21 protein-coding genes are annotated in these 20,983 nt (G+C 70.6%); 16 read left to right on the plus strand and 5 right to left on the minus strand.

Annotated elements, in window-relative coordinates:
- Positions 1-55: 55 nt before the first annotated feature.
- From AB0I81_RS52500 to AB0I81_RS52510, 3 genes are all read right to left on the minus strand, one after another.
- On the minus strand, positions 56-1,231 hold the full coding sequence (locus AB0I81_RS52500) for a mannonate dehydratase (RefSeq protein WP_360675426.1): 1,176 nt from the start codon (positions 1,229-1,231) through the stop codon (positions 56-58).
- Between the two features lie 125 nt (positions 1,232-1,356).
- The gene (locus tag AB0I81_RS52505) at positions 1,357-2,250 is read right to left on the minus strand and encodes a LysR family transcriptional regulator (RefSeq protein WP_360675429.1); all 894 of its coding nucleotides are present in this window, start codon (positions 2,248-2,250) and stop codon (positions 1,357-1,359) included.
- A 55-nt stretch (positions 2,251-2,305) separates the two neighbouring features.
- Positions 2,306-3,079 (minus strand): IclR family transcriptional regulator, encoded by a 774-nt coding sequence (locus AB0I81_RS52510; RefSeq protein ID WP_360675432.1) that lies wholly within the window; start codon positions 3,077-3,079, stop codon positions 2,306-2,308.
- 108 nt (positions 3,080-3,187) lie between these two features.
- Here AB0I81_RS52510 and AB0I81_RS52515 point away from each other — a divergent pair, with 108 nt between their 5' ends.
- The 6 genes from AB0I81_RS52515 to AB0I81_RS52540 are packed head-to-tail and all read left to right on the plus strand — an operon-like array spanning position 3,188 to position 9,438.
- Entirely contained in the window at positions 3,188-4,759 is a 1,572-nt protein-coding gene (locus AB0I81_RS52515) for an ABC transporter substrate-binding protein (protein ID WP_360675435.1), read from the plus strand.
- A 12-nt stretch (positions 4,760-4,771) separates the two neighbouring features.
- Positions 4,772-5,698, plus strand: coding sequence for an ABC transporter permease (locus AB0I81_RS52520; RefSeq protein WP_360675438.1), 927 nt, complete (start codon positions 4,772-4,774; stop codon positions 5,696-5,698).
- Positions 5,695-6,660, plus strand: a complete 966-nt coding sequence (locus tag AB0I81_RS52525) for an ABC transporter permease subunit (protein ID WP_360675441.1) — start codon at positions 5,695-5,697, stop codon at positions 6,658-6,660. The genes AB0I81_RS52520 and AB0I81_RS52525 overlap by 4 nt, the downstream gene beginning before the upstream one ends.
- Positions 6,657-7,634, plus strand: coding sequence for an ABC transporter ATP-binding protein (locus AB0I81_RS52530; protein WP_360675443.1), 978 nt, complete (start codon positions 6,657-6,659; stop codon positions 7,632-7,634). The genes AB0I81_RS52525 and AB0I81_RS52530 overlap by 4 nt, the downstream gene beginning before the upstream one ends.
- Positions 7,627-8,625, plus strand: coding sequence for an oligopeptide/dipeptide ABC transporter ATP-binding protein (locus AB0I81_RS52535; protein WP_360675446.1), 999 nt, complete (start codon positions 7,627-7,629; stop codon positions 8,623-8,625). Before AB0I81_RS52530 ends, AB0I81_RS52535 begins: the two co-directional genes overlap by 8 nt.
- 45 nt (positions 8,626-8,670) lie before the next feature.
- Positions 8,671-9,438, plus strand: coding sequence for a hypothetical protein (locus AB0I81_RS52540; RefSeq protein WP_360675449.1), 768 nt, complete (start codon positions 8,671-8,673; stop codon positions 9,436-9,438).
- 12 nt (positions 9,439-9,450) lie between these two features.
- Here the strand turns inward: AB0I81_RS52540 and AB0I81_RS52545 are convergent, their stop codons facing one another.
- Positions 9,451-10,239: a class I SAM-dependent methyltransferase gene (locus AB0I81_RS52545; protein WP_360675452.1), complete on the minus strand. Its 789-nt coding sequence runs from the start codon at positions 10,237-10,239 to the stop codon at positions 9,451-9,453.
- Positions 10,240-10,460: 221 nt separating this feature from the next.
- Between AB0I81_RS52545 and AB0I81_RS52550 the strand changes: the two genes are divergently transcribed.
- Complete coding sequence (locus tag AB0I81_RS52550; RefSeq protein WP_360675455.1) at positions 10,461-11,291, plus strand: SigB/SigF/SigG family RNA polymerase sigma factor; 831 nt, start codon at positions 10,461-10,463, stop codon at positions 11,289-11,291.
- A 22-nt stretch (positions 11,292-11,313) separates the two neighbouring features.
- Here AB0I81_RS52550 and AB0I81_RS52555 read toward each other — a convergent pair whose 3' ends face one another.
- On the minus strand, positions 11,314-11,706 hold the full coding sequence (locus AB0I81_RS52555; RefSeq protein ID WP_360675458.1) for an ATP-binding protein: 393 nt from the start codon (positions 11,704-11,706) through the stop codon (positions 11,314-11,316).
- Positions 11,707-12,066: 360 nt separating this feature from the next.
- Here AB0I81_RS52555 and AB0I81_RS52560 point away from each other — a divergent pair, with 360 nt between their 5' ends.
- From AB0I81_RS52560 to AB0I81_RS52600, 9 genes are all read left to right on the plus strand, one after another.
- Positions 12,067-13,134, plus strand: a complete 1,068-nt coding sequence (locus tag AB0I81_RS52560; RefSeq protein ID WP_360675461.1) for a GntR family transcriptional regulator — start codon at positions 12,067-12,069, stop codon at positions 13,132-13,134.
- Between the two features lie 78 nt (positions 13,135-13,212).
- Positions 13,213-14,526, plus strand: coding sequence for a sugar ABC transporter substrate-binding protein (locus AB0I81_RS52565; RefSeq protein WP_360675464.1), 1,314 nt, complete (start codon positions 13,213-13,215; stop codon positions 14,524-14,526).
- A complete protein-coding gene (locus tag AB0I81_RS52570; protein ID WP_360675467.1) occupies positions 14,523-15,476 on the plus strand; it encodes a sugar ABC transporter permease in 954 nt (317 codons plus the stop codon). Before AB0I81_RS52565 ends, AB0I81_RS52570 begins: the two co-directional genes overlap by 4 nt.
- Positions 15,469-16,299, plus strand: coding sequence for a carbohydrate ABC transporter permease (locus AB0I81_RS52575; protein ID WP_360675470.1), 831 nt, complete (start codon positions 15,469-15,471; stop codon positions 16,297-16,299). The genes AB0I81_RS52570 and AB0I81_RS52575 overlap by 8 nt, the downstream gene beginning before the upstream one ends.
- A gap of 26 nt (positions 16,300-16,325) precedes the next feature.
- Positions 16,326-17,345, plus strand: a complete 1,020-nt coding sequence (locus AB0I81_RS52580; protein ID WP_360675473.1) for a Gfo/Idh/MocA family oxidoreductase — start codon at positions 16,326-16,328, stop codon at positions 17,343-17,345.
- Complete coding sequence (locus tag AB0I81_RS52585) at positions 17,342-18,184, plus strand: sugar phosphate isomerase/epimerase family protein (protein ID WP_360675476.1); 843 nt, start codon at positions 17,342-17,344, stop codon at positions 18,182-18,184. The genes AB0I81_RS52580 and AB0I81_RS52585 overlap by 4 nt, the downstream gene beginning before the upstream one ends.
- Positions 18,181-19,200 carry an NAD(P)-dependent oxidoreductase gene (locus tag AB0I81_RS52590; RefSeq protein WP_360675479.1) on the plus strand — a complete coding sequence of 340 codons (1,020 nt, stop codon included), beginning with the start codon at positions 18,181-18,183 and terminating at the stop codon, positions 19,198-19,200. The genes AB0I81_RS52585 and AB0I81_RS52590 overlap by 4 nt, the downstream gene beginning before the upstream one ends.
- Positions 19,200-20,378, plus strand: a complete 1,179-nt coding sequence (locus AB0I81_RS52595; RefSeq protein ID WP_360675481.1) for a dihydrodipicolinate synthase family protein — start codon at positions 19,200-19,202, stop codon at positions 20,376-20,378. Before AB0I81_RS52590 ends, AB0I81_RS52595 begins: the two co-directional genes overlap by 1 nt.
- Positions 20,375-20,977, plus strand: a complete 603-nt coding sequence (locus AB0I81_RS52600) for a GNAT family N-acetyltransferase (RefSeq protein WP_360675484.1) — start codon at positions 20,375-20,377, stop codon at positions 20,975-20,977. Before AB0I81_RS52595 ends, AB0I81_RS52600 begins: the two co-directional genes overlap by 4 nt.
- Positions 20,978-20,983 lie beyond the last annotated feature (6 nt).

Raw genomic sequence — 20,983 nt, forward strand, 5'->3', positions numbered from 1 at the left:
GGTGTCGCCGATATCGACTCCGATGGTGCCGGAAACTCATCGATCGGGAGGGAGGTCAGTCCCGCCGCGCCGCCCGGTGTTCGGCGGCCGCGATCATGCCGAGGATGTAGCCGTATCCCTGTGCGTAGGCCTGCGAGCGCGACGGGTCGGCGTCGCTCGGAGGGACGTGATCGGGGTCGACCGCGCCGTCGTACCCCTCGTCGGCCAGGATGTTGATGATCTGCGCGTGGTCGATGTCGCCCTCGTCGGGCCACGTCTCGACGAAGTCGTTGCGCCGCCCCTTGATGTTGCGCAGGTGGATGTTGAACACCCGCTTGGTGGCGGCCAGTCGCCGGACGATGGAGTAGATCTCCCGCTGTGGGTTCCACAACATCTCCGCCAGCGTCCCGCAGCAGAGGTTGAGGCCGTGGTACTTGTTGCGGCGCAACTCCAGGAATTTGAACAGGCCCTTGCCGCCGGGGACGCTCAGGACGTTCTCCACGACGCCGCGGTAGCCGCCCGGCGGCGTGCCCGGATCCTGCGGATGGCAGGCCAGGCGCACCTTGTACTGCTCCGCGACCGGGACGACCCGCTCCAGGAAGTAGTCGATGCGCTCCCAGTACGTGTCAGGATCGACCTTGCCCGCGATCGTGTCCGGCAGGTTGTAATCGAGGTCGCTCGCCCGGAACTGGCGGAGCTTGGAGCCGCCGCGGCCGGGGATCTCGCCCGTGCTGAGCACGCCCAGGATGCTCATGTTGTACTTGACGGTCCCGACGCCGGCGCGCCCGCAGGCTTCGATGTTGCGTTGGATGTCCTCGATGTCCCGGTCCCGGTCGGGGCTCTTGCCCATCATGATCGCGGGACGGTGGTCGGTGTCGATCAGGGACGATTCGAGGAACGGCAGGGCGACCATGTCCATCTGGAGCCCCTGGCTCTCGATGCGCTCCTTCTCCTGCTCCACCTCGGACACGAGCCAGTACCCGCGATCTCCGGTCTTCTGGTCGTAGGGCGGGTCCACCGGGTAGCCGCACACGCGGGCGACGCCGTTCCGCTTGAACTCCTGGAGCACGGCATCGGAGGCCGCGCGCCGCTGGGTGCCCAGGACCATCCGGGGCTTGGAGGTGTCGGCGCGGGCGTCGGCGGGGGCCGCCGCGGCGGTGTCCGGCAAGGTCATCATCGAGGCGAGGCCGGCGCCGGCCGTCACCGCGCCACCGCGGAGCAACGATCGGCGGTCCACGTTGATCGATCCCATGTGCTGGCGTCCTAACTTTCCGGGGGGCGGACGCGGTCACGGTAAGAAGCATTGACGATGCTTGTCCAAGATCGCTTCCGTATCGTGTGATACCGCAATGGCATCGTCCGCCGTGAAAGCCGAGGTCACCGCTCGGGGTGATCGTTCCTCAGGGCGTGCAGCACCCGGCCGAGCGCCGGGTTGCGCGAGTGCCGCGACCACAGCAGGTGCAGTTCCACGGGTTCGGGCTGGTGACTGGCCAGGGGCACGTACTCCACGCCCGGAATGTTGTTCATGGTGGCGGAGGCGGGCACGAAGGCGATGCCGCGCCCCGCGGACACCAGCCACAACATGGTGAGCACCTGGCTCACGCTGTGCACCACGCGTTCCTGCGCCAGCGGCACGGTGCTGACCACCAGGTCGTAGAAGTAGCGGGCCCGCTGCTGCGAGTGGAAGATCAACGGCTCGGCGGCGAGGTCGTCGGCCTGCGCCGGCCGGCCGAGCGCGGTCAGCCGGTGTCCGGCGGGCACCGCCAGCAGCAGCGCCTCGCGATACAACAGCAGGGAGTCGAATAACTCCGGATCGAACGGCGGGCGCGCCAGGCCGAGGTCGAGGTCCTCACCGGCGAGGGCCGCCACCTGCTCGCGGGTCACCATCTCGAAGAGCTCGACCTGGACGTCCGGCAGCCTGTCCTCAAGCCGGTTGAGCATGTGGCCGAGCACGCCGAACGCGGCCGTGGCCGTGAACCCGAGGCGGATCAGGCCGCGCGCCCCGAAGTGCACGCGCTGCGCCAGGTCGGATGCGGCCTCGGCGATGGACAGGATGCGCCGCGCCTCGGTGAGGAAGGCCTCACCGGCCGGGGTGAGCTCCACGTGCCGGTTGTCGCGTTCCAGCAACTGCACGCCCACGACCGATTCGAGCTTGCGGATCTGCCGGCTCAGCGGCGGCTGGGTCATGCGCAGCCGCATGGCCGCCCGGCCGAAATGCAACTCCTCGGCCACGGCGACAAAGCCTCGGAGTTGCTCCAAGGTGTACATCATGCGGGGAAGGTATCACTCCATGCCCTAAAGGTCTCAAACTGCGCCGGGCGCCACCTCAGCGCAGAATGCGTGTCCGGGCCCGGAGCAGGGTCGCCACGATCGTCTTCTCCCGCTCGGGGTCGAGGCGGACGATGGGGACGGAGCAGCTGAGCGCCTCGTTGGGCGGCGAGGTCAGGTCGAGCGCGACGGCGAAGCAGCGCAGGCCGATGGTCGACTCCTGCTCGTCGATGGCGTGGCCGCGCCGCCGGATCGCCTCCAGCTCGGCGCGCAGGGCCGCGCGGTCGGTGAAGGTGTGCACGGTGCGTGGCTCCAGCGTCTCGGGCAGGACACGATCGACCTCCTCCCACGGGCGGCCCGCGAGGATCGCCTTGCCCAGGCCGGTCGCCCAGGAGGGCAGCCGCCGGCCGGGGCGGGAGACCACGGCGAGCGAGTGCCGGGAGATGTTCGTGGCCAGGTAGACGATCTCCGCGCCGTCGAGGCGGGCCAGGTGCACGGTCTCGCCCAGTTCGTTGTTCAGCTCGTTCATCGCCGGTTGCGCCCGTTGCACGACGTCGTCGTGCTCGACGTAGGAGGCTCCGGCGCGCAGCGCGCGCAGGCCGATCCGGTAGCGGCCGGCGCCGTCGGTGTCCACCCAGCCCGTGGGGGCCAGCGTGGTGAGCAGCGCGTACGCGCTCGCCCTGGGCAGGCTCAACGCGGTGGCCAGCTCGCGCAACGAGCACGCGTGGTCGGCCGAGCTGAGGTATTCGAGCACCGCGATCGTCCGCTCGGCCGATTTGACGCTGCGTACGCCCCCGGCCGTCGCGGAGGGTTCTGGCGATAAGTCCGTCATCAAGCACCTATTGACGTCCGTCGAAATCCCGACTTAATGTCTCCGCTACCAATAACTCGGCTACGAATATAGACACTGTCTTCATATGTAGACAAGAGGATTCTCTCTATGCCGCCAGGAATCATGAACAACACCCCCAGCCGCCGTCGCGCGGCCTCCGCCTTCCTGGCTCTCGGCGCGATGTTGTCCGCCGGCGCCTGCTCGGTCGCCAACAGCGGCCCGGAGCCGTCGTCCGGCGCGGCGGCGAGCACCGTTCGCATCGTGCTGCCGGAGGAGCCCCCGACGCTGGAGCCGTGCGACGCCTCCCTCACCGCGACGGGGCGCGTCACCCGGTCCAACCTCACCGAGGCGCTCACCGAACGGGACCCGGCCAGCGGAGAGCTGAAGCCGGCGCTGGCCACGGAGTGGAAGCAGGACTCGCCGACCGAGTGGACCTTCTCCGTCCGCCAGGGTGTGAAGTTCCACGACGGCACCGCGTTCGACGCCAAGGCGGCCGCCTTCTCCATCGACCGCGCCGTCGGCTCCAAGATCGACTGCAATGTGGACGGCTACGTCTTCGGCGGCGTCGAGCTCACCGCGACGGCCGTGGACGCCGCCACCCTCAAGGTGAAGACGGCCAAGGAGGACCCGATCCTGCCGCTGCGGCTGTCCTTCGTCGAGATCGTGCCGACGACCACCAGCACGACCGGCAAGGTGCGCGAGCCCGTCGGCACGGGGCCGTACAAGATCGCCAAGTGGGACACCGGCCGCAGCCTGCGCCTGGAGCGGTTCGCCGGGTACTGGGGCAAGGCGCCGGACTTCGCGGCGGCCGAGTACGTCTGGCGCGGCGAGGGCAGCATCCGCGCGGCCATGGTCAAGAGCGACGAGGCCGACATCGCGGTGGGCCTGGCCCCCGAGGACGGCGCCGGCGACGCCGCCGTGCAGTTCCCCAACAACGAGACCTCCTACCTGCGCATCGACGCCACCAAGGCGCCGCTCAACGACCTCAGGGTGCGCCAGGCGATCAACTACGCCCTCGACAAGGACGGGCTCGTGGCCTCGGTGTTCGCCGGGCTCGGCAAGCCGGCGGGCCAGATCGTCCCGGCCGGCGTGACCGGTCACAGCACCGCGATCCAGCCCTGGCCGTACGACGCCGCGCAGGCCAAGAAGCTGATCGCGGAGGCCAAGGCGGACGGCGTGCCCACCGACACGCCCATCACGATCATCGGCAGGAACGGCATCTACCCCAAGGCCGCCGAGGCGATGGAGGTCGTGCAGAACTCGCTGACGGAGGCCGGGCTCTCGGTCAAGATCCAGATGCTCGACGTGAACGCCTGGCTGGAGTACCTGCTGGCCCCGTTCCCCAAGGACGCCGGCCCCACCCTGCTGCAGGCCCAGCACGGCAACCAGGCCGGTGACGCGGCCTTCACCATGGGCCAGATCTACGGCACCAAGGGCGCCCAGAGCAGCTACGGCACCAAGGAACTGGACGAGCTGATCACCACCGCCGAGCAGTCCTCGGGACAGGAGCGCGCGGCCGCGTTCGCCAAGGCCCTGGAGTACCAGAACAAGGACGTCGTACGGGACGCGGTCCTCGCCCACATGACCGGCATCCTCGCCCTGTCGAAGAAGGTCTCCTACAAGCCCGACGCCGCCACCAACGACGAGATGCGCCTGGCCGACATCCACCCGGCCGGCTGAGAGGGAGCGAGCGTGCTGACCTTCCTGCGGCGTCGCATCATCTCCAGTGCGATCCCGCTGGTCGTCGTGATCCTCGGCGTGTTCTACCTGGCGCGCCTCACCGGCGATCCGGCGAACCTGTACCTGCCGCTCAGCGCCACCCCGGAGATGCGGGCGGAGTTCGCCGCCCGGCACGGGTTCGACCAGCCGCTGCTCGTCCAGTTCGGCGACTACCTGACCCAGGTCGTCCGGCTGGACTTCGGCGAGTCGCTGCGTACCGCGGAGCCCGCCGCCGACGCGGTGCTGCGCGCGTTCCCGGCGACGTTGCAACTCGCGGGCACCACGATGATCCTGGCGATCCTCGGCGCGGTCCTCGTCGGGAGCTGGGCGGCCTACCGCCCGAACTCCCTGGCCGACCGGGTCGCCAGCTTCACCTCGACGGCCGCGGCGAGCATGCCGGACTTCTGGTTCGCCATCATGGGCGTGCTGCTGTTCGCGGTGACCCTCGGTTGGCTGCCCACCTCGGGCACCGAGGGCGCGGCGGCGTGGGTGCTGCCGGTGCTCACCCTGCTGATCCGGCCGTTCGGCGTGCTGGTGCAGGTGGTGCGCGGGGCGATGGTCTCCGCGTTGTCGGCGCCGTACATCAAGGTGGCGCGGAGCAAGGGCGCGGGGGAGTCGCGGGTGGTCTTCGGCCACGCGCTGCGCAACGCCGCGCCGCCCGCGCTCACCGTGGCCGGCGACCTCGCGGTCGGGCTGGTCAACGGCGCGGTGGTGGTGGAGACCATCTTCGGCTGGCCGGGCATCGGCAAACTGATGATCACCTCCATTCTCCAGCGCGACTTCGCGGTGTTGCAGGCCGCGGTCCTGGTCACCGCGATCACGATCTTCGTGCTGAACATCGTCATCGACGCGTGTTACGCGCTGCTCGATTCCCGCGTCCGACAGGGGGTGACGGCATGAGCTGGTGGCGGCTGCTGCTGCGGGACAAGTTCGCCTGTGTGGCCGTGGTGATCCTGCTCCTCGTGTTCGCCTGCGCCCTCGTGGGGCCGCTGCTGCTGTCCGACCTGGCGACCAAGCAGAACCTGCGGGCGGTCAACCGGCCGCCGTTCAGCCTCGACGACGGCTGGGCGTTCCTGCTCGGCAGCGACTCGCTCGGCCGCAGCCTGCTCGCCCGGCTGATCGTGGCGAGCCGGACGACGCTCTCCATCGCCGTTCCCGCCGTGGTGATCTCCCTGGTCATCGGCTCGGCCCTGGGGATGTGGGCGGGATACCACCGCGGCTGGCGGGAGAACCTCGCCATGCGCGTCGCCGACGTCATCCTCAGCTTCCCGTCGTTGCTGCTGGCCGTCGTCGTCCTGTACGTGTTCTCGCCCAGCGCCGGGAACATCATCCTGGTCCTGGCGATCGCCCGGATCCCGATCTACCTGCGGGCCGCCCGCGCGGAGTCGGCCGAGTTGCAGAGCCGGCTGTTCGTCGACGCCGCCCGCACGTTCGGCGCCAGGAGCTGGGCGATCATCGGCAGGCACGTGGCGCCCACCGTGCTGCCCACCCTGTTCACCGTCGCGACGCTGGACTTCTGCTTCGTGATGCTGACCGAGTCGTCGCTGAGCTTCCTGGGCATCGGCATCCAGCCGCCGGACATGAGCTGGGGCCTGATGGTCGCCCAGGGGCGCGAGGTGCTGCAGAGCGCCTGGTGGATCGCCGTCTTCCCGGGCCTGGCCATCGTGGTGACCACCGTGTCGGCGACCGTGCTCGCCTCCTGGGCGCGCCTGGCCATGGACCCGGGCCAGCGGTGGCGGCTCACCCTGCCCCGCAGTGCCCGTAAGAGCGCCGTCCGCAAGAGCGCCGTCCGCAAGAGCGCCGTCCGAAAGAGCGCCGTCCGTAAGAGCGCCGTCCGAAAGAGCAAGGAGGTGAAGTCGTGACTCCAGTGCTGGAGGTGGATCGGCTGGCCGTCGACATCCGTACCCCCGCCGGGACGGTACGGGCCGTGCGCGAGGTCAGCTTCTCCGTCCGCTCCGGTGAGACGCTGGCGCTGCTGGGCGAGTCGGGCTGCGGCAAGAGCATGACGGCGCAGGCCATCGCCGGGCTGCTCGATCCGGTGGCGCACGTGGCGGGCGGCGCCGTACGCCTCGAAGGGACCGACCTGCTGACCCTGCCGCCCGCGCAGCGCAGGAAGCTGGCCGGTCCCGGTCTGGCCATCGTCTTCCAGGACGCGCTCACCGCCCTGAACCCCGTCCAGACGGTCGGCGCCCAGCTCGCCGAGCCGTTCCGGATCCACGAGCGGCTCTCCCGCCGCGCCGCGCTGGAACGGGCCGTCGAGCTGATGGAGCGGGTCGGCATCCCCGAGCCGCGAGCACGGGCCCGCGCGCATCCGCACCAGTTCTCCGGCGGCATGCGCCAGCGGCTGCTCATCGCGATGGCGATGGCCCTGCGGCCCAAGGTGCTGCTCGCGGACGAGCCCACGACCGCGCTCGACGTCACCGTACAGGCCCAGATCATGGAACTGCTGCGTGAGCTGCGCACGGAGCAGCAGACGGCGCTGATCCTGATCACCCACGATCTCGCGGTGGTGGCCGAGGAGGCCGACCACGTGGCCGTCATGTACGCCGGGAGCATCGTCGAGGCGGGCCGGGTGACCGACGTCTTCTCCCGGCCCCGCCACCCCTACACCCGCGGGCTGCTGGACTCGGTGCCGGCCGAGGTCGCCCGCGGCGTCAACCTGAAGTCCATCCCGGGCAGCCCGCCCGACCTGCACGCGGTGCCCGCGGGCTGCGCCTTCCACGCGCGCTGCCCGATGGCCACCGACGTGTGCGCGGAACGACGCCCGGCCCTCACCGAGGCGGGCCCCGGCCGCCTGTCCGCGTGCCACCACTGGAAGGAACTCGCCGATGACTGAGGCTGCGCTGCTGGACGTGGCGGGGGTGAGCAAGACCTTCCACGTCGCCGGCCGGGGTCGCCTGCGCGCGCTGGACGGCGTGGACCTGCGGCTCGGCCGCGGTGAGACGCTGGGCCTGGTCGGCGAGTCCGGCTGCGGCAAGTCCACGCTGGCCAGGGTGCTGCTCCTGCTGGAGCGGCCCGACCAGGGCCAGGTCAGGTTCGACGGTACGGACCCCTTCGGCCTGCGCGGCAAGGAACTGCTCAAGTGGCGGCGCCGGGTCCAGATGGTGTTCCAGGATCCGTTCGCGTCCCTGAACAACCGGTTGTGCGCCGAGGACATCGTCGCCGAGCCCTGGCGGACGCACCGGGAGCTCGTACCGGCGAAGGAGCGCGGCAGGCGGGCCGCCGAACTCCTGGAGATGGTCGGGCTGCGGGCCGGCGACGCCCGGCGCTACCCGCAGGAGTTCTCCGGCGGCCAGCGCCAGCGGCTGGGCATCGCCCGCGCGCTCGCGCTCGAACCCGACGTCATCGTGTGCGACGAGCCCGTGTCCGCGCTCGACCTGTCCGTCCAGGCGCAGGTGCTCAACCTGCTCACCGACCTGCAGGCCAGGCTGGGCGTGTCGTACGTGTTCATCTCCCACGACCTGTCCGTCGTCCGGCACGTCGCCGACCGCGTCTCGGTCATGTACCTCGGCAGGATCGTCGAGACCGGCCCGACGAAGCAGGTGTTCGACCGGCCCCGGCACCCCTACACCGCCGCCCTGATGTCCGCGGCCCCGGTGCTGGACGTCACGCCGGGGGCGCGGCGCGAACGCATCCTGCTCAAGGGCGAGGTGCCGTCCCCGTTCGATCCGCCGTCGGGGTGCCGCTTCCGTACGCGCTGCCGGCACGCGCAGGACATCTGCGCCCGGGAGGCCCCGCCCCTGGAAGCCGCGGCCGGCGAGCCGGCGCACGCGTCCGCCTGCCACTTCCCGCTCCAGGAGGTATCCACTTCCGCTACCGGCAGATAGCGGGAATCGACACGAAACCTCGGACATGATCGATAAGGTGCCGGGATGAGTGAAGCGTTTCCCCGGCACGTGTTGTGCTTTCTCGGCTCCGGCCTGGACCTTTCCGAGATGGAACGGATCGCGAAGGGTTTTGGCGGTTTCGTCCTCGACCGTGAGTACTCCGAGGCCGAGCCCGACCCCCGGATGCCGGACGCGTTCGAGGCCAGCATGGCGGCGGCCTCGTTCGACGAGGATGACTGGGACGCGGTGGAGTCCCACGACACTGTCGGTTACCTGCTGTCCGCGCCGATGATGCGGGAGCTGGCGTTCGACACGTCCCGGCGGCTGCTGGCGGTGACGGCCGCGTTGCTGCGGTCCGGTGCCACCGCGGTGAAGAACGAGAGCAACGGGCTCGCGCACGGCCGGGACCGCTGGCTCGCGCTGGCCGACGCGGCGGCAGATGAGGCGGCCGACGCCACGGACGAGGATCTGGCGGACGCGCTCGTCACCGCCTGGGTGAAGCGGCCGATCTACAACGGCCAGGTGCTCTACAGTTGCGGCATGCACCTGCTCGGCGCGCCCGAGGTGGAGATCGAGGTCGGCGGGGAGCCCCCGGCGGGCGGGGAACTGCTCGACCTGGTGGCGCACCTGGACGCGCTGGCGGTCTACCTCCTGACCGATCCGCGCGCTCAGGAGATCGAGGACGGCGCCGGGTTCCGGATGAGCGAGGACGCCCCCCGCTGGCTGCTGCGCACCGGCGCGTGCACCCGCTACGACGAGGACGACCTGTTCTTCAACCCGTACGGATACGTCCGGTTGACCCCTGCCGGGTAACGGAGGCGCCGCTCATCCGTCGGAGCCCGCGGCCGACGGCGGGACCTCGACGACGAAGACCAGGAAGGCGAGCTTGCCCTCGCACTCCCGGAACTCCTCGGGGAACAACTCGCGGGCGGCCGGGTCGGGCTGCGGCTCGCTGATGACGGACAGCCGGAAGCCGGCGGCGGTGAAGGCGTCGGTCATCGCGTGCAACGGCCTGCACCAGAAGGTCAGGGGGAAGGACCGCCCGTCGAACGTCCACTCGTCGGTGTAGCTGGTGTTCGCGAGATAACTGGGCCGGGGATCCTGCGTCAGGTGCTCCACGAACGGGTGGTTCACCGAGGCGATCAGCCGCCCGCCGGGCCTGAGCACCCGCCGCATCTCGGCCAGCGTCGGCCCCCAGTCCTCCAGGTAGTGCAGCACCAGCGACGCGATCACGTCGTCGAACGCGCCATCGGCGAACGGCAGCGGATCACGCAGATCGGCCACGCGCAGGTCCGCGTCCTCACCGAGCCGCCGCCTGGCCACCGCCAGCATCCCGGCGCTGGCGTCGATGCCGGTGACCTCGGCGCCCCGCTCGCGCAGCGCGGCCGACAGGGGGCCCGAGCCGCAGCCGGCGTCCAGGATCCGGCGGCCGGCCACGTCTCCGGCGAGCGCCATGACCGAGGACCGCGCCCAGTACTCGTTCAGGACGTTGTTCTCGGTCTCCGCCGAGTACGCCTCGGCGAAATTGTCGTAGTTGTTCACCTGCTCCGGATCCACGGGGTGGGTCGCGGGCGAGATCCAGGCGGGATGAGACCCTGCGATTGCGCGCTCCATCCTCGCAGCCTAGCGATCTTCGCTCGGTTGCGGCCGTGTTCCGCGTGCGCCCGGCCGGCCTGCGTTCTGCGCAGTGATCCGACTGTCACCTTGACGGTGGTGGGGAGGGGCTTGTGCCGGGTAGGGGCCCGGCAGAGGTCCAGCAGCGGGCTTCGTCTCGACGGACGTACGAGGCGCGCCCGGAACTGGACTCTTGGCCTGGACAGGGCGGCCTGCCACACATGAGAGCAGGGCATATCGTGACCGTCCAGGGCAACGACCCCGAGGACATGACCGCGGAAGAACTTCTCGTGGAAATGGTCCGGCCGGACATCTCCGATCGGCGCAGGTCCCGGTTGCGGGAGCGGCTGGTGGAGATGCACCAGTGGCTGATAACCGAGATCACCATCCGTTACCGCTACCGCGGCGAGCTGATCGAGGACCTGCGCCAGGCCGCCTATCTCGGCCTGGTCAAGGCGATCAACGGGTTCGACGCCGGCCTCGGCCACGACTTCCGCGGCTACGCGGCCGTCACCGTGGCCGGCGAGGTCAAGCGCCACTTCCGCGACCGGACCTGGGCCGTACGGGTGTCGCGGCTGCACCAGGAACGCCGCAGCGAGATCAACCGGCTCACCGCCGACCTCACCCAGCACCTGGGCCGCGCACCGACCATGGCGGAGCTGGCCGAGAATATGAGGCTGCCGGAGGAAGAGGTGCGGCAGAGCCTGGAGGCGGCCACCGCCTACAGCACGCTCTCGCTGGACGCGCCGGTCGGCGGCGGCGACCCCGCCGACGCGGCCTGCCTGGGCGATCTCATCCCCGACCACGACGCCGCGCTCGACACGCTCATCGACGCCCACGCCATCCGGCCCCTCATCGACGCCCTGCCGGATCGGGACAAGCACATCCTGCTGCTGCGCTTCTACGGCAACCTCACCCAGGCCGAGATCGCCGAGGAGTTCGGCATCTCCCAGATGCACGTCTCCCGCATCCTGCGCGCCACGCTGACCCGGCTCCGCGAAAGCCTGCACACGGCCGACCGCGCCCCGGGCACGCTCAGCCCGGCCGCCTGATCACGCCCGGCGGCCGGCCGGTCTATGCCGCGTACCGGGACATGTGCAGCCGCAGCCGCGAGCCCTTCTCGTTCTGCTGCACCTCGACGCGGTCACACAGGTCCTGGATCACCCACAGGCCGTACCCGTGCGAGCCGATCGGGTCGATCTCGGCCTTGGCCAGGTGGTCGCTGGTCAGCCGACCGGCGTGGTCCTCGATGTCGACGGCGATGCCGTCGCCGCTGCTGCGGAGTGTGACCGTGCCGGTTCCGTGCGCGTGGTCGAGGACGTTGGTGACCGCCTCGTTGACCGCCAGTACGAGATCGTCCAGGCGCTCCCCGCGCAGGCCGCCGCACCGGGCATGCCGGCGCACCAGGCCCCGGATGGCTTCCAGGTTCGCCGTGATGGAACAGCGCAGCTCGTAGTTCGGCTTCATGTCATTGAGCTCGCTCCCAGCCGGTACGCGGGACGGCCACGCCACCTCAGCTATCCCCACGTGAGCCCGTCAAACGGCTGCCCGTCCCGGGACCCGGCGGGCTTGGAGATCGTCCGCCGGGATGGGGCAGGTCACGGGTGGCGCGCGAGGCCGGCCAGGCCATGCCGATTTACGGAAATCCATGGTGGGCCGCCCCGACCCGGCGTCCTTATAGGGAATGAATTCATTCCACGTCATCGCAGCTCAGCGGGGGCATAAAGCAAGAAAGAAACTGTTGTATGCCTATTGACCGTCTGTTCTTGCTCAGGCATGATTTCGGCCATGACACCGCCGAACGGACCAAATTCATTCCATAAAGGAATGAAATCGGAATGGGTCGCGAGCAAACTGCGGGAGCACATCGCCGACGAGCACTGGCCCATCGGCACCCGGCTACCGACCGAGCCGGAGCTGGCCGCGACCCACGGCGTCGGCATCAACACCGTCCGCCGGGCGGTGGGCATCCTCGTGGACGAGGGCATCGTGGTACGGCAGCAGGGTTCGGGCACCTACGTGGCGGCCAGGCCCGCGCCGACGGGTCGCCGGCTCATCGGCGTGCTCGTCCCCTCGACCTCCTACTACTACCCGCGGGTCATCGAGGGCATCGAAAGGGCGCTGACCGCGGCCGGCGCCGGAGTCATCCTCGCCAGCTCGGAGAACCAGCCCGGCCTGGAGCACGTCCAGATCCGCAGGATGCTCGACAGCGGGGCCGAAGGGCTCATCCTCGTGCCGAACCTGAACGTCATGGACGACCCCCAGGCGCACATCGAGGCCCTGCGCAAGTTGCCCGTGCCGTATGTGCTGGTCGAACGGCGTCCTCCGATGCCGGAGCCGGACGACCCGACGTCCTACGTCGTCACCAACCACGTCGGCGGGGTGCACACCGCGGTCCGGCACCTGGTCGGCCTCGGCCACTCCAGGATCGGCTTCGTCGGGCGGGTCAGAACCGGGACCGGCGACATCGTCGCCGAAGGATTCGAGCGTGCGGTCCGGGCCATGGGCGTCGAGCGGGTCCCCGAGGCGGTCGTCAGGCGCACGGCGTGGACGGCCGAGGAACTGTTCGACTTCGCCAGGGACTGCCGCGACCGCCGCGTGAGCGCCGTCTTCTGCCACGGCGACCGCGACGCGGCCGCGCTCGTCGTCCAGGCGCGCAGGCTGGGCCTGCGGGTGCCGGACGACCTGGCGCTCGTCGCCTACGACGACGACGTCGTGGACCTGACCGACCCGCCGCTCACCGCGGTGGCCCCGCCCAAGCCGGAGGTGGGAGCGCTGGCCGCGGAGCTGCTCCTGCGCCGCATCGACGACCCCGCCAGCCCCGCCCATCGGATCGAGTTACAACCCCGGCTCGTCATCAGGTCCTCCTGCGGCGGGACCGCCACGCCCTCCTGAGCCCGCCCCGGGAACGACCGATCGGCCTTTCGTCACCCGGCAGGTGACGCAGCACCCCCACTGAGAGCAGGTCCCCCCATGCCTCGAAGACAACGTTCCAGGATCGCCGTGCTCGCCACGGCTGTGGCGCTGACCGCGACCTCGGCCTGCGGCGGAGGCGGTGATGACGCGGCCGGCGGCGACGTGCTGACGCTCGGCTACTACGCCGAAGCCGGCGGCCCCGCGGACGGCACGATGCGTGCGCTGGTCGAGGAGTTCACCAAGGCCAACCCCGGCATCAAGGTGAAGATCGAGACCGCCGACTACGACGAGTTCTACAAGCGCCTGCGCACCCAGCTCGCCGGCGGCAAGGCGCCCGACGTCTGGTTGTCCGACGGCGTACTGGTCCAGGAGTTCGCCGGCCGCAACAGCCTGCGCGACCTCACCCCGTACGCCGCCGGCCTCAACCTCGCCGACTACTACGGCATCGACCTCATCAAGAAGGGCGACCCGCAGGGACGCCTGTTCGCCTTCCCGCAGGGCGCCCAGTCCACCGCGCTGTTCTACAACAAGGCGATCTTCGCCAAGGCAGGAGTGGAGCCGCCGACCGCCGACTGGACCTACGACGACCTGCTCGCCGCCGCCAAGAAGCTCACCCGGGACACCAACGGCGACGGCAAGACCGACATCTACGGCTTCCGCGCCCACTCACCCAGCTTCGTGGAGAGCTGGTGGCCGATGGTCAAGGCCTTCGGCGGCGACGTACTCGCCGACGACGGGAAGATCGCCATCGACAGCCCGCAGAGCCGCGCCGCCTTCACCTGGATGAACCGGGCGATGCACGAGGAGCGGGCCGCCCCCGACCCGGTGACCACCGAGGCGCTGGGCAAGTCCCAGATCCTGTTCCCGAGCGGCATCGTGGCCATGCAGTTCGGCATCTACGCCCGGATCCAGACCGCCGCCCAAGGCAAGATCGACACGGGCGTCGTACCGCTGCCGAAGGGGCCGGACGGGCGGCGCGGCGACCTCGCCAACGTCAACTCCTGGGTGATCAACCGCGCCGCGTCCGAGGCCAAGGCCGAGTCCGCCTGGAAGTGGATCAAGTTCTTCGCCGGCGAGGGGCCGCAGACGAAGTGGATGTCCATCGGCGAGGCCATCCCGATCAACAGGAAGGTGGCGCAGTCCGCGGCGTTCCTCCGCCCGAGCACGCCCCCCACCGACCGCAAACCCTTCATCGACGCCCTCGACACCGCCGACGACCTGGGCCTGAACCCGGTGTGGAGCGAGTACACCGCCGCGATCACCAAACAGGTCACCGGCGCGCTGTCCAGGCGGATCGGCATCGATGAGGCGCTGCGGACCGCGCAGGCCGACGCCCAGGCCGCCATCGACCGCTTCAGGCCGGCCGGATGACCCAGCACACCAAGGAACGGGAAGGCAGGCGGGAGGCGACGCCCATGCCGCCGCCGCCCGACCCCCGGCCCGCCGGATCCGGGCATCGCGCCGAGAAGTCGTGGGCGGTCCTGTTCGCCTCGCCCTATCTCGCCCATCTCGTCCTGCTCACGGCCTGGCCCTTCCTGGCCCTGACCTATCTCAGCTTCACCGACTACGACACCCTCTCCTCGCCGAACTGGATCGGCCTGGACAACTACACCAGGCTGCTGCGGGACGAGGACTTCTGGAACAGCCTGCTCAACACGGGCCTGTTCGCGCTCATCTACGTGCCTCTGCAGACGGTGCTGGCGCTGGTGCTGGCGGTCGGACTCAACCAGCGGCTGAGGTTCATGCCGTTGTTGCGCGGCGCCTACTTCGTCCCGGTCGTGTCCTCCTGGGTGGTCGTCGCCTACGTGGCCGACGCGGTGTTCAATCCGCGCACCGGCTCGGCCAACACCGTGCTCGGCTGGTTCGGGATCGACCCGCAGACCTGGCTGGACAGCCCCGCGCTGGTCATCCCGACCCTCGCCCTGGTGGCGGTCTGGAAGGGCGTCGGCTACATGATGGTGCTCTTCCTGGCCGGCCTGCAGTCCATTCCGGGGGAGTTGTACGAGGCCGCCGAGATGGACGGCGCCGGACCCGTCCGCCGCTTCTGGCACATCACCGTGCCCGCCGTGTCAGGCACCACGTTCCTCGTCCTGGTGTTGTCCACGATCTCGGTGTTGCAGGCATTCGAGCAGGTCTACGTCATGACGGGCGGCGAGCCGGGCGGAGCCAGCGAGGTGACCGTCCTCTACATGTACCGGCAGGGCTTCGAGTACTTCCAGATGGGTTACGCGGCCGCCGTCGCCTGGGTGTTGTTCGGCATCACGCTCGTGCTCACCCTCTTCCAGCTGCGCCTCCAGAGAAAGTGGGTGCACTATGCGTAGCGGCGTGGCCAAGCGCCGCGTGCTGGCCTACGTGTTCGTCGTCGCCGGCGCCGCGATCATGCTGCTTCCGTTCGTGACGTCCCTGTTCAACTCGCTCAAGTCCTACGCCGACTTCATCGCCATCCCGCCGTCCCTGCTGCCCGACCCGCCGGTCTGGTCGAACTACTCCGAGGTGTGGAACAGGGCCCCGTTCGGCACGTACGCACTCAACAGCTTCGTCATCGCGGGCCTGGCCACGGCCGGGGCGGTGATCAGCAGCGCGATGGTCGGGCACGCGATGGCACGCATGCGGCTGCCGCTGCGCGAGGCCCTGCTGACCGCCGCGCTCGCCACGCTGATGTTGCCCACGGTGGTGACGATCATCCCGACGTTCATCCTGTTCCGCGAGTTCGGCTGGCTGGACACCTTCCTGCCGCTGATCGTCCCGTTCTGGCTCGCCACGCCCTTCGGGATCTTCCTGATGCGGCAGGCGTTCCTGGCCATCCCCACCGACTTCATGGAGGCCGCGGCCCTCGACGGCGCCGGCCTCTGGAAGATCTTCACCAGGATCCATCTGCCGCTGGTCAAGCCGTCCCTGGCGACGCTCGCGGTGTTCACGTTCATGACGTCCTGGGGCGCGGTTCTCGAACCGACGGTCTACCTGACCTCCCCGGAGAAACTGACCCTCCCGATCGGGGTGATGGGCCTGCGCGGCCAGTTCGTCGGCAACGACCAGCTGGTGACCGCCGGTGCCCTGATGTCGCTCGTCCCGATCCTCGTGGTCTTCGTCGTCGCCCAGCGCTATTTCGTACGCGGTGCCGCGGCCTCCGGCCTCAAGGGCTGAGCCCGGCCAAGCCTAAGGAGTTGTTTGTGCCTACCAACGAGCCCCCTTTTCGGCTCGGCCTCATCGGCACCGGTATTGTCGGCGACCTGCATCTGCGGGCCGCGCGGAACCTGCCCCATGTCACGGTCGGCGCGGTCTGCGACATCCGCGCCGACACCGCGCGCCGCGTGGCCGGCGAGGCGGGCGCCACCGCCTACACCTCGCACACGGAGATGCTCGCCCGCGAGCGGCTGGACGGCGTGATCATCACCTCGCCGCACAACCTGCATGCCGAGATGACCATGGAAGCGGCCGCCGCGGGTGTGCACGTCCTGGTGGAGAAGCCGATGGCCACCACGGTCGCCGACTGCACGGCGATGATCGAAGCCTGCGCGGCGGCGGGGGTGCGGCTCGCCGTCGGGCACGTGCTGCGCTTCGGCGCCCGCGCCCGCGAGGCCGAGGCGCTGCTGGCCACGCAGGAGCTCGGCCCGGTCCGCGCGATCTCGCACCGCAGGACGGCCCACTACGGGCGCGGTTCACGTCCCGACTGGTTCTTCGATCCGGTCGTGGCCGGTGGCGGCATCGTGATGAACGTCGGCACCCACGGCCTCGATCGCATCCAGTGGCTCGGTGCGGGCATGATCGAGTCTGTTCACGCTCATTTGTGGAAGCGGGGTGGCCTGGACATCGAGACCGACGCGATCGGCGTCGTCGACCTGTCGAGCGGGGTGAAGGCGAGTTTCCTGTTCACGAGTGCCGAGCTGCCGTACACGGACGAGACGGTGGTGATCTGTGAACGCGGCTCGCTGCGCTGGTCGGCCACCGAGGGCACCTTCGTCAGCGCCGCCGGTGCGGAGAGGCAGATCGCGCCGGGCGGGGAGCATCCGGAGGCGGCCTTCACCGCACAACTCGCCGACTTCGCCGACGCCTGCACGACGGGCCGGCCGCCGCTGGTCGGCGGCGACTACGGGCGGTCCGTCGTGGCCGCCGTCCTGGCGATCTACGAGTCGGCCGGCAGCGGCCGCCCCGAACCGGTCGGCTCGGCGCTGCTGAGGAGCACCGCATGAGCGGCCACCCGGCCACCCCTGGTCGCCCGGCCTTCAGCGCCCCCGGCCACTCGGCTTCCAGCACCCCCGCTCGCCCGGCTTTCAGCACCCTTGGCTGCCCCGGTGCGCCGGTGGAGCAGGTGATCGGGCTGGCTCGCGCGTACGGCTGCGAAGGCGTCGAACTGCGCTGTGCCGACGGCGAGATCCTTCCGCCCACGGCCACGGACGCCGAGGCCGGGATGGTCGGAGCCCGGTTCGCCGAGGCGGGCGTCGAGGTCGTCTGCCTCGCCTCCTACGTGCGGGTCGGAGCGCCGGGCCAGGAGACCGCGCTGGCACGGCATCTGGAGCTCGCGCGGCTGGCCGGCGCGTCGTTCGTGCGGGTCTTCGGAGGCGACCCGGACGATCCCGGCGTGGCGGCCCGCGCCGTCACGACCCTGCGGGCCGGAGCCGAGACCGCCGCCCGATCCGGGGTGCGAATCCTGCTGGAGACCCATGACGCCTTCCTCACCGGACGCGCCGTCGCCGCCGTGCTCCGGCAGGTCGCCTCCCCGTACGCCGGAGCCCTCTGGGATGTCGTCAACCCATGGCGGGCGGGCGAACCCCTGCCCGTCACCGCCGAGGCGCTGCGTCCCTGGCTGGCCCACGTACAGGTGAAGGACGTCGCCTCCACCACCGACCTCGCGCCCGTGCTGCCGGGAACCGGAGCCGTGCCTCTCGGCGGGTTCGCCGCGGAACTGACCCGTCTGGGGTACGGCGGCTGGACCTGCCTGGAATGGGAGGCCGCCTGGTACCCGCAGGCCGCGCCCCTGGCCGAGGCGCTGTCCGCCTTCCGCTCGCTGACCTTGGAGCAGACCCGGTGATCGCAAACTTGCACGATCTGCGCGAAGCGCTCTCCGCGCCGTCCGACGAGGTGGCCGACGGCCTCGCCCGTACCGGCGGCGACCTGATGTTGCTGGGCGCAGGCGGCAAGATCGGCCCCGACCTCGCGGTGATGGCCCGCCGGGCCCTGGACGCCCGCGGCTCCACCGCCCGGGTCATCGCCGTCGCGCGCACCCTGTCCGCGGAGGACGAGGCGGTCATGAAACAGGCAGGAGTGGAGATCGTCCGGGCCGACCTGCTCAACGACGCCGACCTGGCCCGCCTGCCCGAGGCCGGACGCATCGTCTACCTCGCCGGACGCAAGTTCGGCACCAGCGGCGCCGAGCACGGCACCTGGGCGCTCAACACCTACCTCCCCGGACGCGTCATGCAACGTTTCCCCGGATCGCGCATCGTCGCCTTCTCCACCGGCAACGTCTATCCCCTGGTGCCGGCGACCAGCGGGGGAGCCGACGAGAGCACCCCCGCGAGCCCGGTCGGCGAGTACGCGCAGTCCTGCCTCGGCCGCGAACGCGTCATCGAACACTTCTCACGAACCCAGGGCACCCCGGTGGCCATCGTCCGCCTGAACTACGCCGTCGAGATGCGCTACGGCGTCCTGCTCGAACTGGCGCGGGCCGTGCACCAAGGCGAGCCGATCGACCTGGCGACGGGCAGCGTCAACGTCATCTGGCAGGGCGACGTCAACGCCATGACGCTGCGCCTGTTCGAGCACTGCGCCACCCCGCCGCTGGTGCTCAACCTGGCCGGGCCCGAGACGGCGTCGGTCCGCTGGCTGGCCGGGCAACTGGCCGCCCGCCTCGGTACGGTGCCGCGTTTCACCGGCGTCGAGGAGCCGACGGCGCTGCTCTCCAACGCCGCACGCGCACACGCCCTGTTCGGCTACCCGGCCGTTCCGCTGCGGCGGCTCCTGGACGCCATCGCCGACTGGGTGGCCGCCGGGGGAGTGGTGCACGGCAAGGACACCCACTTCCAGGAACGGGAGGGGCGTTTCTGATGCCGGCCGTCCTGGCGCCCTCCGCGGCGCGAACCCTGCTCGAAGGCGTCATCATCCCCGCCCACCCCCTCGTCATCACCCCGGACGGCACGCTCGACGAACGCCGCCAGCGCGCCCTGACCCGGTACTACCTGGACGCCGGAGCGGGCGGGCTGGCCCTCGGCGTACACACCACCCAGTTCGGCATCCGCGCGGCGGGTCTGCTGGAGCCGGTGTTACGGCTCGCAGCGGAAGAGGCCGCCGCGAACGCCGGCCGGATGCGTGCCGCGAGCGCCGGCCGGATGCGTGCCGCGAGCGCCGACCGGGCGCGTGTGGACGTCGGCCGGGTGCCTGCCGCAGATGAGGACGCCGCGAACCGCCCGGCGGTGCGTGGTTCGGTGCCGGTGCTGGTCGCGGGCGTGGCCGGTGGTACGGCCGAGGCCGTCCGCGAGGCCGGGCTGGCCGCCTCACTGGGCTACGACCTGGCCATGCCCATCCTGCGCGGCCTGGACCACCTGTCCGACCCCGAGCTGATCACCCACCTGGCCGAGATCGGCGAGGTGCTGCCGCTGTGCGGCTTCTACCTGCAACCGGCGGTGGGCGGCCGCATCCTCGGCGTGGACTTCTGGCGCGAGGCCGCCAAGCTCCCCGCCCTGCGCGCGGTCAAGATCGCGCCGTTCGACCGCTACCGCACCATCGACGTCGTACGCGCGGTCTGCGAGTCCGGCCGGGCCGACGAGATCGCCCTGTACACGGGCAACGACGACAACATCCTGATCGACCTGTTAACCGAGTTCTCGGTGCCGGTGGAAGGCAGGCCGGTGACCAAGCGCATCGTCGGCGGCCTGCTCGGCCAGACCGCGGTGTGGACCCACCGGGCCGTGGACCTGCTGCGCCGCGCCCACGAGGCGGCCGGCAGCGGCCGGGTGGACGCCGGACTGCTCACGCTCGCCGCACGCCTCACCGACGCCAACGCGGCGGTGTTCGACGTGGCGCACGGCTTCGCGGGCTGCATTGCCGGAGTGCACGAGGTGCTGCGCCGCCAGGGCCTGCTGACCGAGGTACGGCTGCTCGACCCGGCCGAGGGCCTGTCGCCCGGCCAGGCCGAGGAGCTGGACCGGGTCATCGCCGCCTACCCGGAACTCGTGGACGACGAGTTCGTCGCCCGGCACCGCGACGCGTGGCTGGGGACGGCATGACGGCGTACCTGCGGCCCTATCACCCCGCCGACCTGGCCGGCATCTACCGCGTGTGCCTGCTCACCGACGGGGCGGGCCGGGCGGAGCCGGCCCGCTTCCACCACCCCGACCTGCCCGGTCACCTCTACGCGGGGCCGTACGCGGTCGCCGATCCCGCGCTGGCCTTCGTCGTCGCCGACGAGCACGGGATCGGCGGCTACGTGGTCGCCACCGCGTGCACCGAGAGGTTCCTCGGCTGGGCCCGCGAGCACTGGTGGCCGGTGCTGCGCGAGCAGTACCCCCGCCGTCGCGACCCCGGCGACGGCACGCTCGACCACCGGTACGTCGATGAGATCCACGACTACCCGGACGCGCGCCGGCCCTGGTTCACCAGCCATCCGGCCCAGGCGCACATCAAGCTCGCGGCGCGGCTGCAGGGCCAGGGCTGGGGCCACACCCTCATGTCGGCCCTGATCGCGGCGCTGCGGGAACGGCAGGTGCCCGGCCTGCACGTCGGCGTCGCCGAGAGCAACGGCCGGGCCCTGGGCTTCTACTCCGTGCTCGGCTTCGCCGAAGCCGAGCGTCACCCCTGGGGACGCACCCTCGTCCTCGACCTCTGAATCAGG

Source organism: Nonomuraea sp. NPDC050404, from assembly GCF_040655495.1.
In the GTDB taxonomy this organism is placed as follows: Bacteria; Actinomycetota; Actinomycetes; order Streptosporangiales; family Streptosporangiaceae; genus Nonomuraea.

Excerpts from the sequence above, each read along its gene's own strand:
- AB0I81_RS52510 (WP_360675432.1), bottom strand. The coding sequence starts at position 3,079 with ATGACGGACTTATCGCCAGAACCCTCCGCGACGGCCGGGGGCGTACGC.
- AB0I81_RS52560 (WP_360675461.1), top strand. The coding sequence starts at position 12,067 with ATGAAATCGGAATGGGTCGCGAGCAAACTGCGGGAGCACATCGCCGAC.
- AB0I81_RS52515 (WP_360675435.1), top strand. The coding sequence starts at position 3,188 with ATGCCGCCAGGAATCATGAACAACACCCCCAGCCGCCGTCGCGCGGCC.
- AB0I81_RS52505 (WP_360675429.1), bottom strand. The coding sequence starts at position 2,250 with ATGATGTACACCTTGGAGCAACTCCGAGGCTTTGTCGCCGTGGCCGAG.
- AB0I81_RS52600 (WP_360675484.1), top strand. The coding sequence starts at position 20,375 with ATGACGGCGTACCTGCGGCCCTATCACCCCGCCGACCTGGCCGGCATC.
- AB0I81_RS52540 (WP_360675449.1), top strand. The coding sequence starts at position 8,671 with ATGAGTGAAGCGTTTCCCCGGCACGTGTTGTGCTTTCTCGGCTCCGGC.
- AB0I81_RS52535 (WP_360675446.1), top strand. The coding sequence starts at position 7,627 with ATGACTGAGGCTGCGCTGCTGGACGTGGCGGGGGTGAGCAAGACCTTC.
- AB0I81_RS52595 (WP_360675481.1), top strand. The coding sequence starts at position 19,200 with ATGCCGGCCGTCCTGGCGCCCTCCGCGGCGCGAACCCTGCTCGAAGGC.
- AB0I81_RS52545 (WP_360675452.1), bottom strand. The coding sequence starts at position 10,239 with ATGGAGCGCGCAATCGCAGGGTCTCATCCCGCCTGGATCTCGCCCGCG.
- AB0I81_RS52555 (WP_360675458.1), bottom strand. The coding sequence starts at position 11,706 with ATGAAGCCGAACTACGAGCTGCGCTGTTCCATCACGGCGAACCTGGAA.
- AB0I81_RS52585 (WP_360675476.1), top strand. The coding sequence starts at position 17,342 with ATGAGCGGCCACCCGGCCACCCCTGGTCGCCCGGCCTTCAGCGCCCCC.
- AB0I81_RS52525 (WP_360675441.1), top strand. The coding sequence starts at position 5,695 with ATGAGCTGGTGGCGGCTGCTGCTGCGGGACAAGTTCGCCTGTGTGGCC.
- AB0I81_RS52550 (WP_360675455.1), top strand. The coding sequence starts at position 10,461 with ATGAGAGCAGGGCATATCGTGACCGTCCAGGGCAACGACCCCGAGGAC.
- AB0I81_RS52500 (WP_360675426.1), bottom strand. The coding sequence starts at position 1,231 with ATGGGATCGATCAACGTGGACCGCCGATCGTTGCTCCGCGGTGGCGCG.
- AB0I81_RS52570 (WP_360675467.1), top strand. The coding sequence starts at position 14,523 with ATGACCCAGCACACCAAGGAACGGGAAGGCAGGCGGGAGGCGACGCCC.
- AB0I81_RS52575 (WP_360675470.1), top strand. The coding sequence starts at position 15,469 with ATGCGTAGCGGCGTGGCCAAGCGCCGCGTGCTGGCCTACGTGTTCGTC.
- AB0I81_RS52565 (WP_360675464.1), top strand. The coding sequence starts at position 13,213 with ATGCCTCGAAGACAACGTTCCAGGATCGCCGTGCTCGCCACGGCTGTG.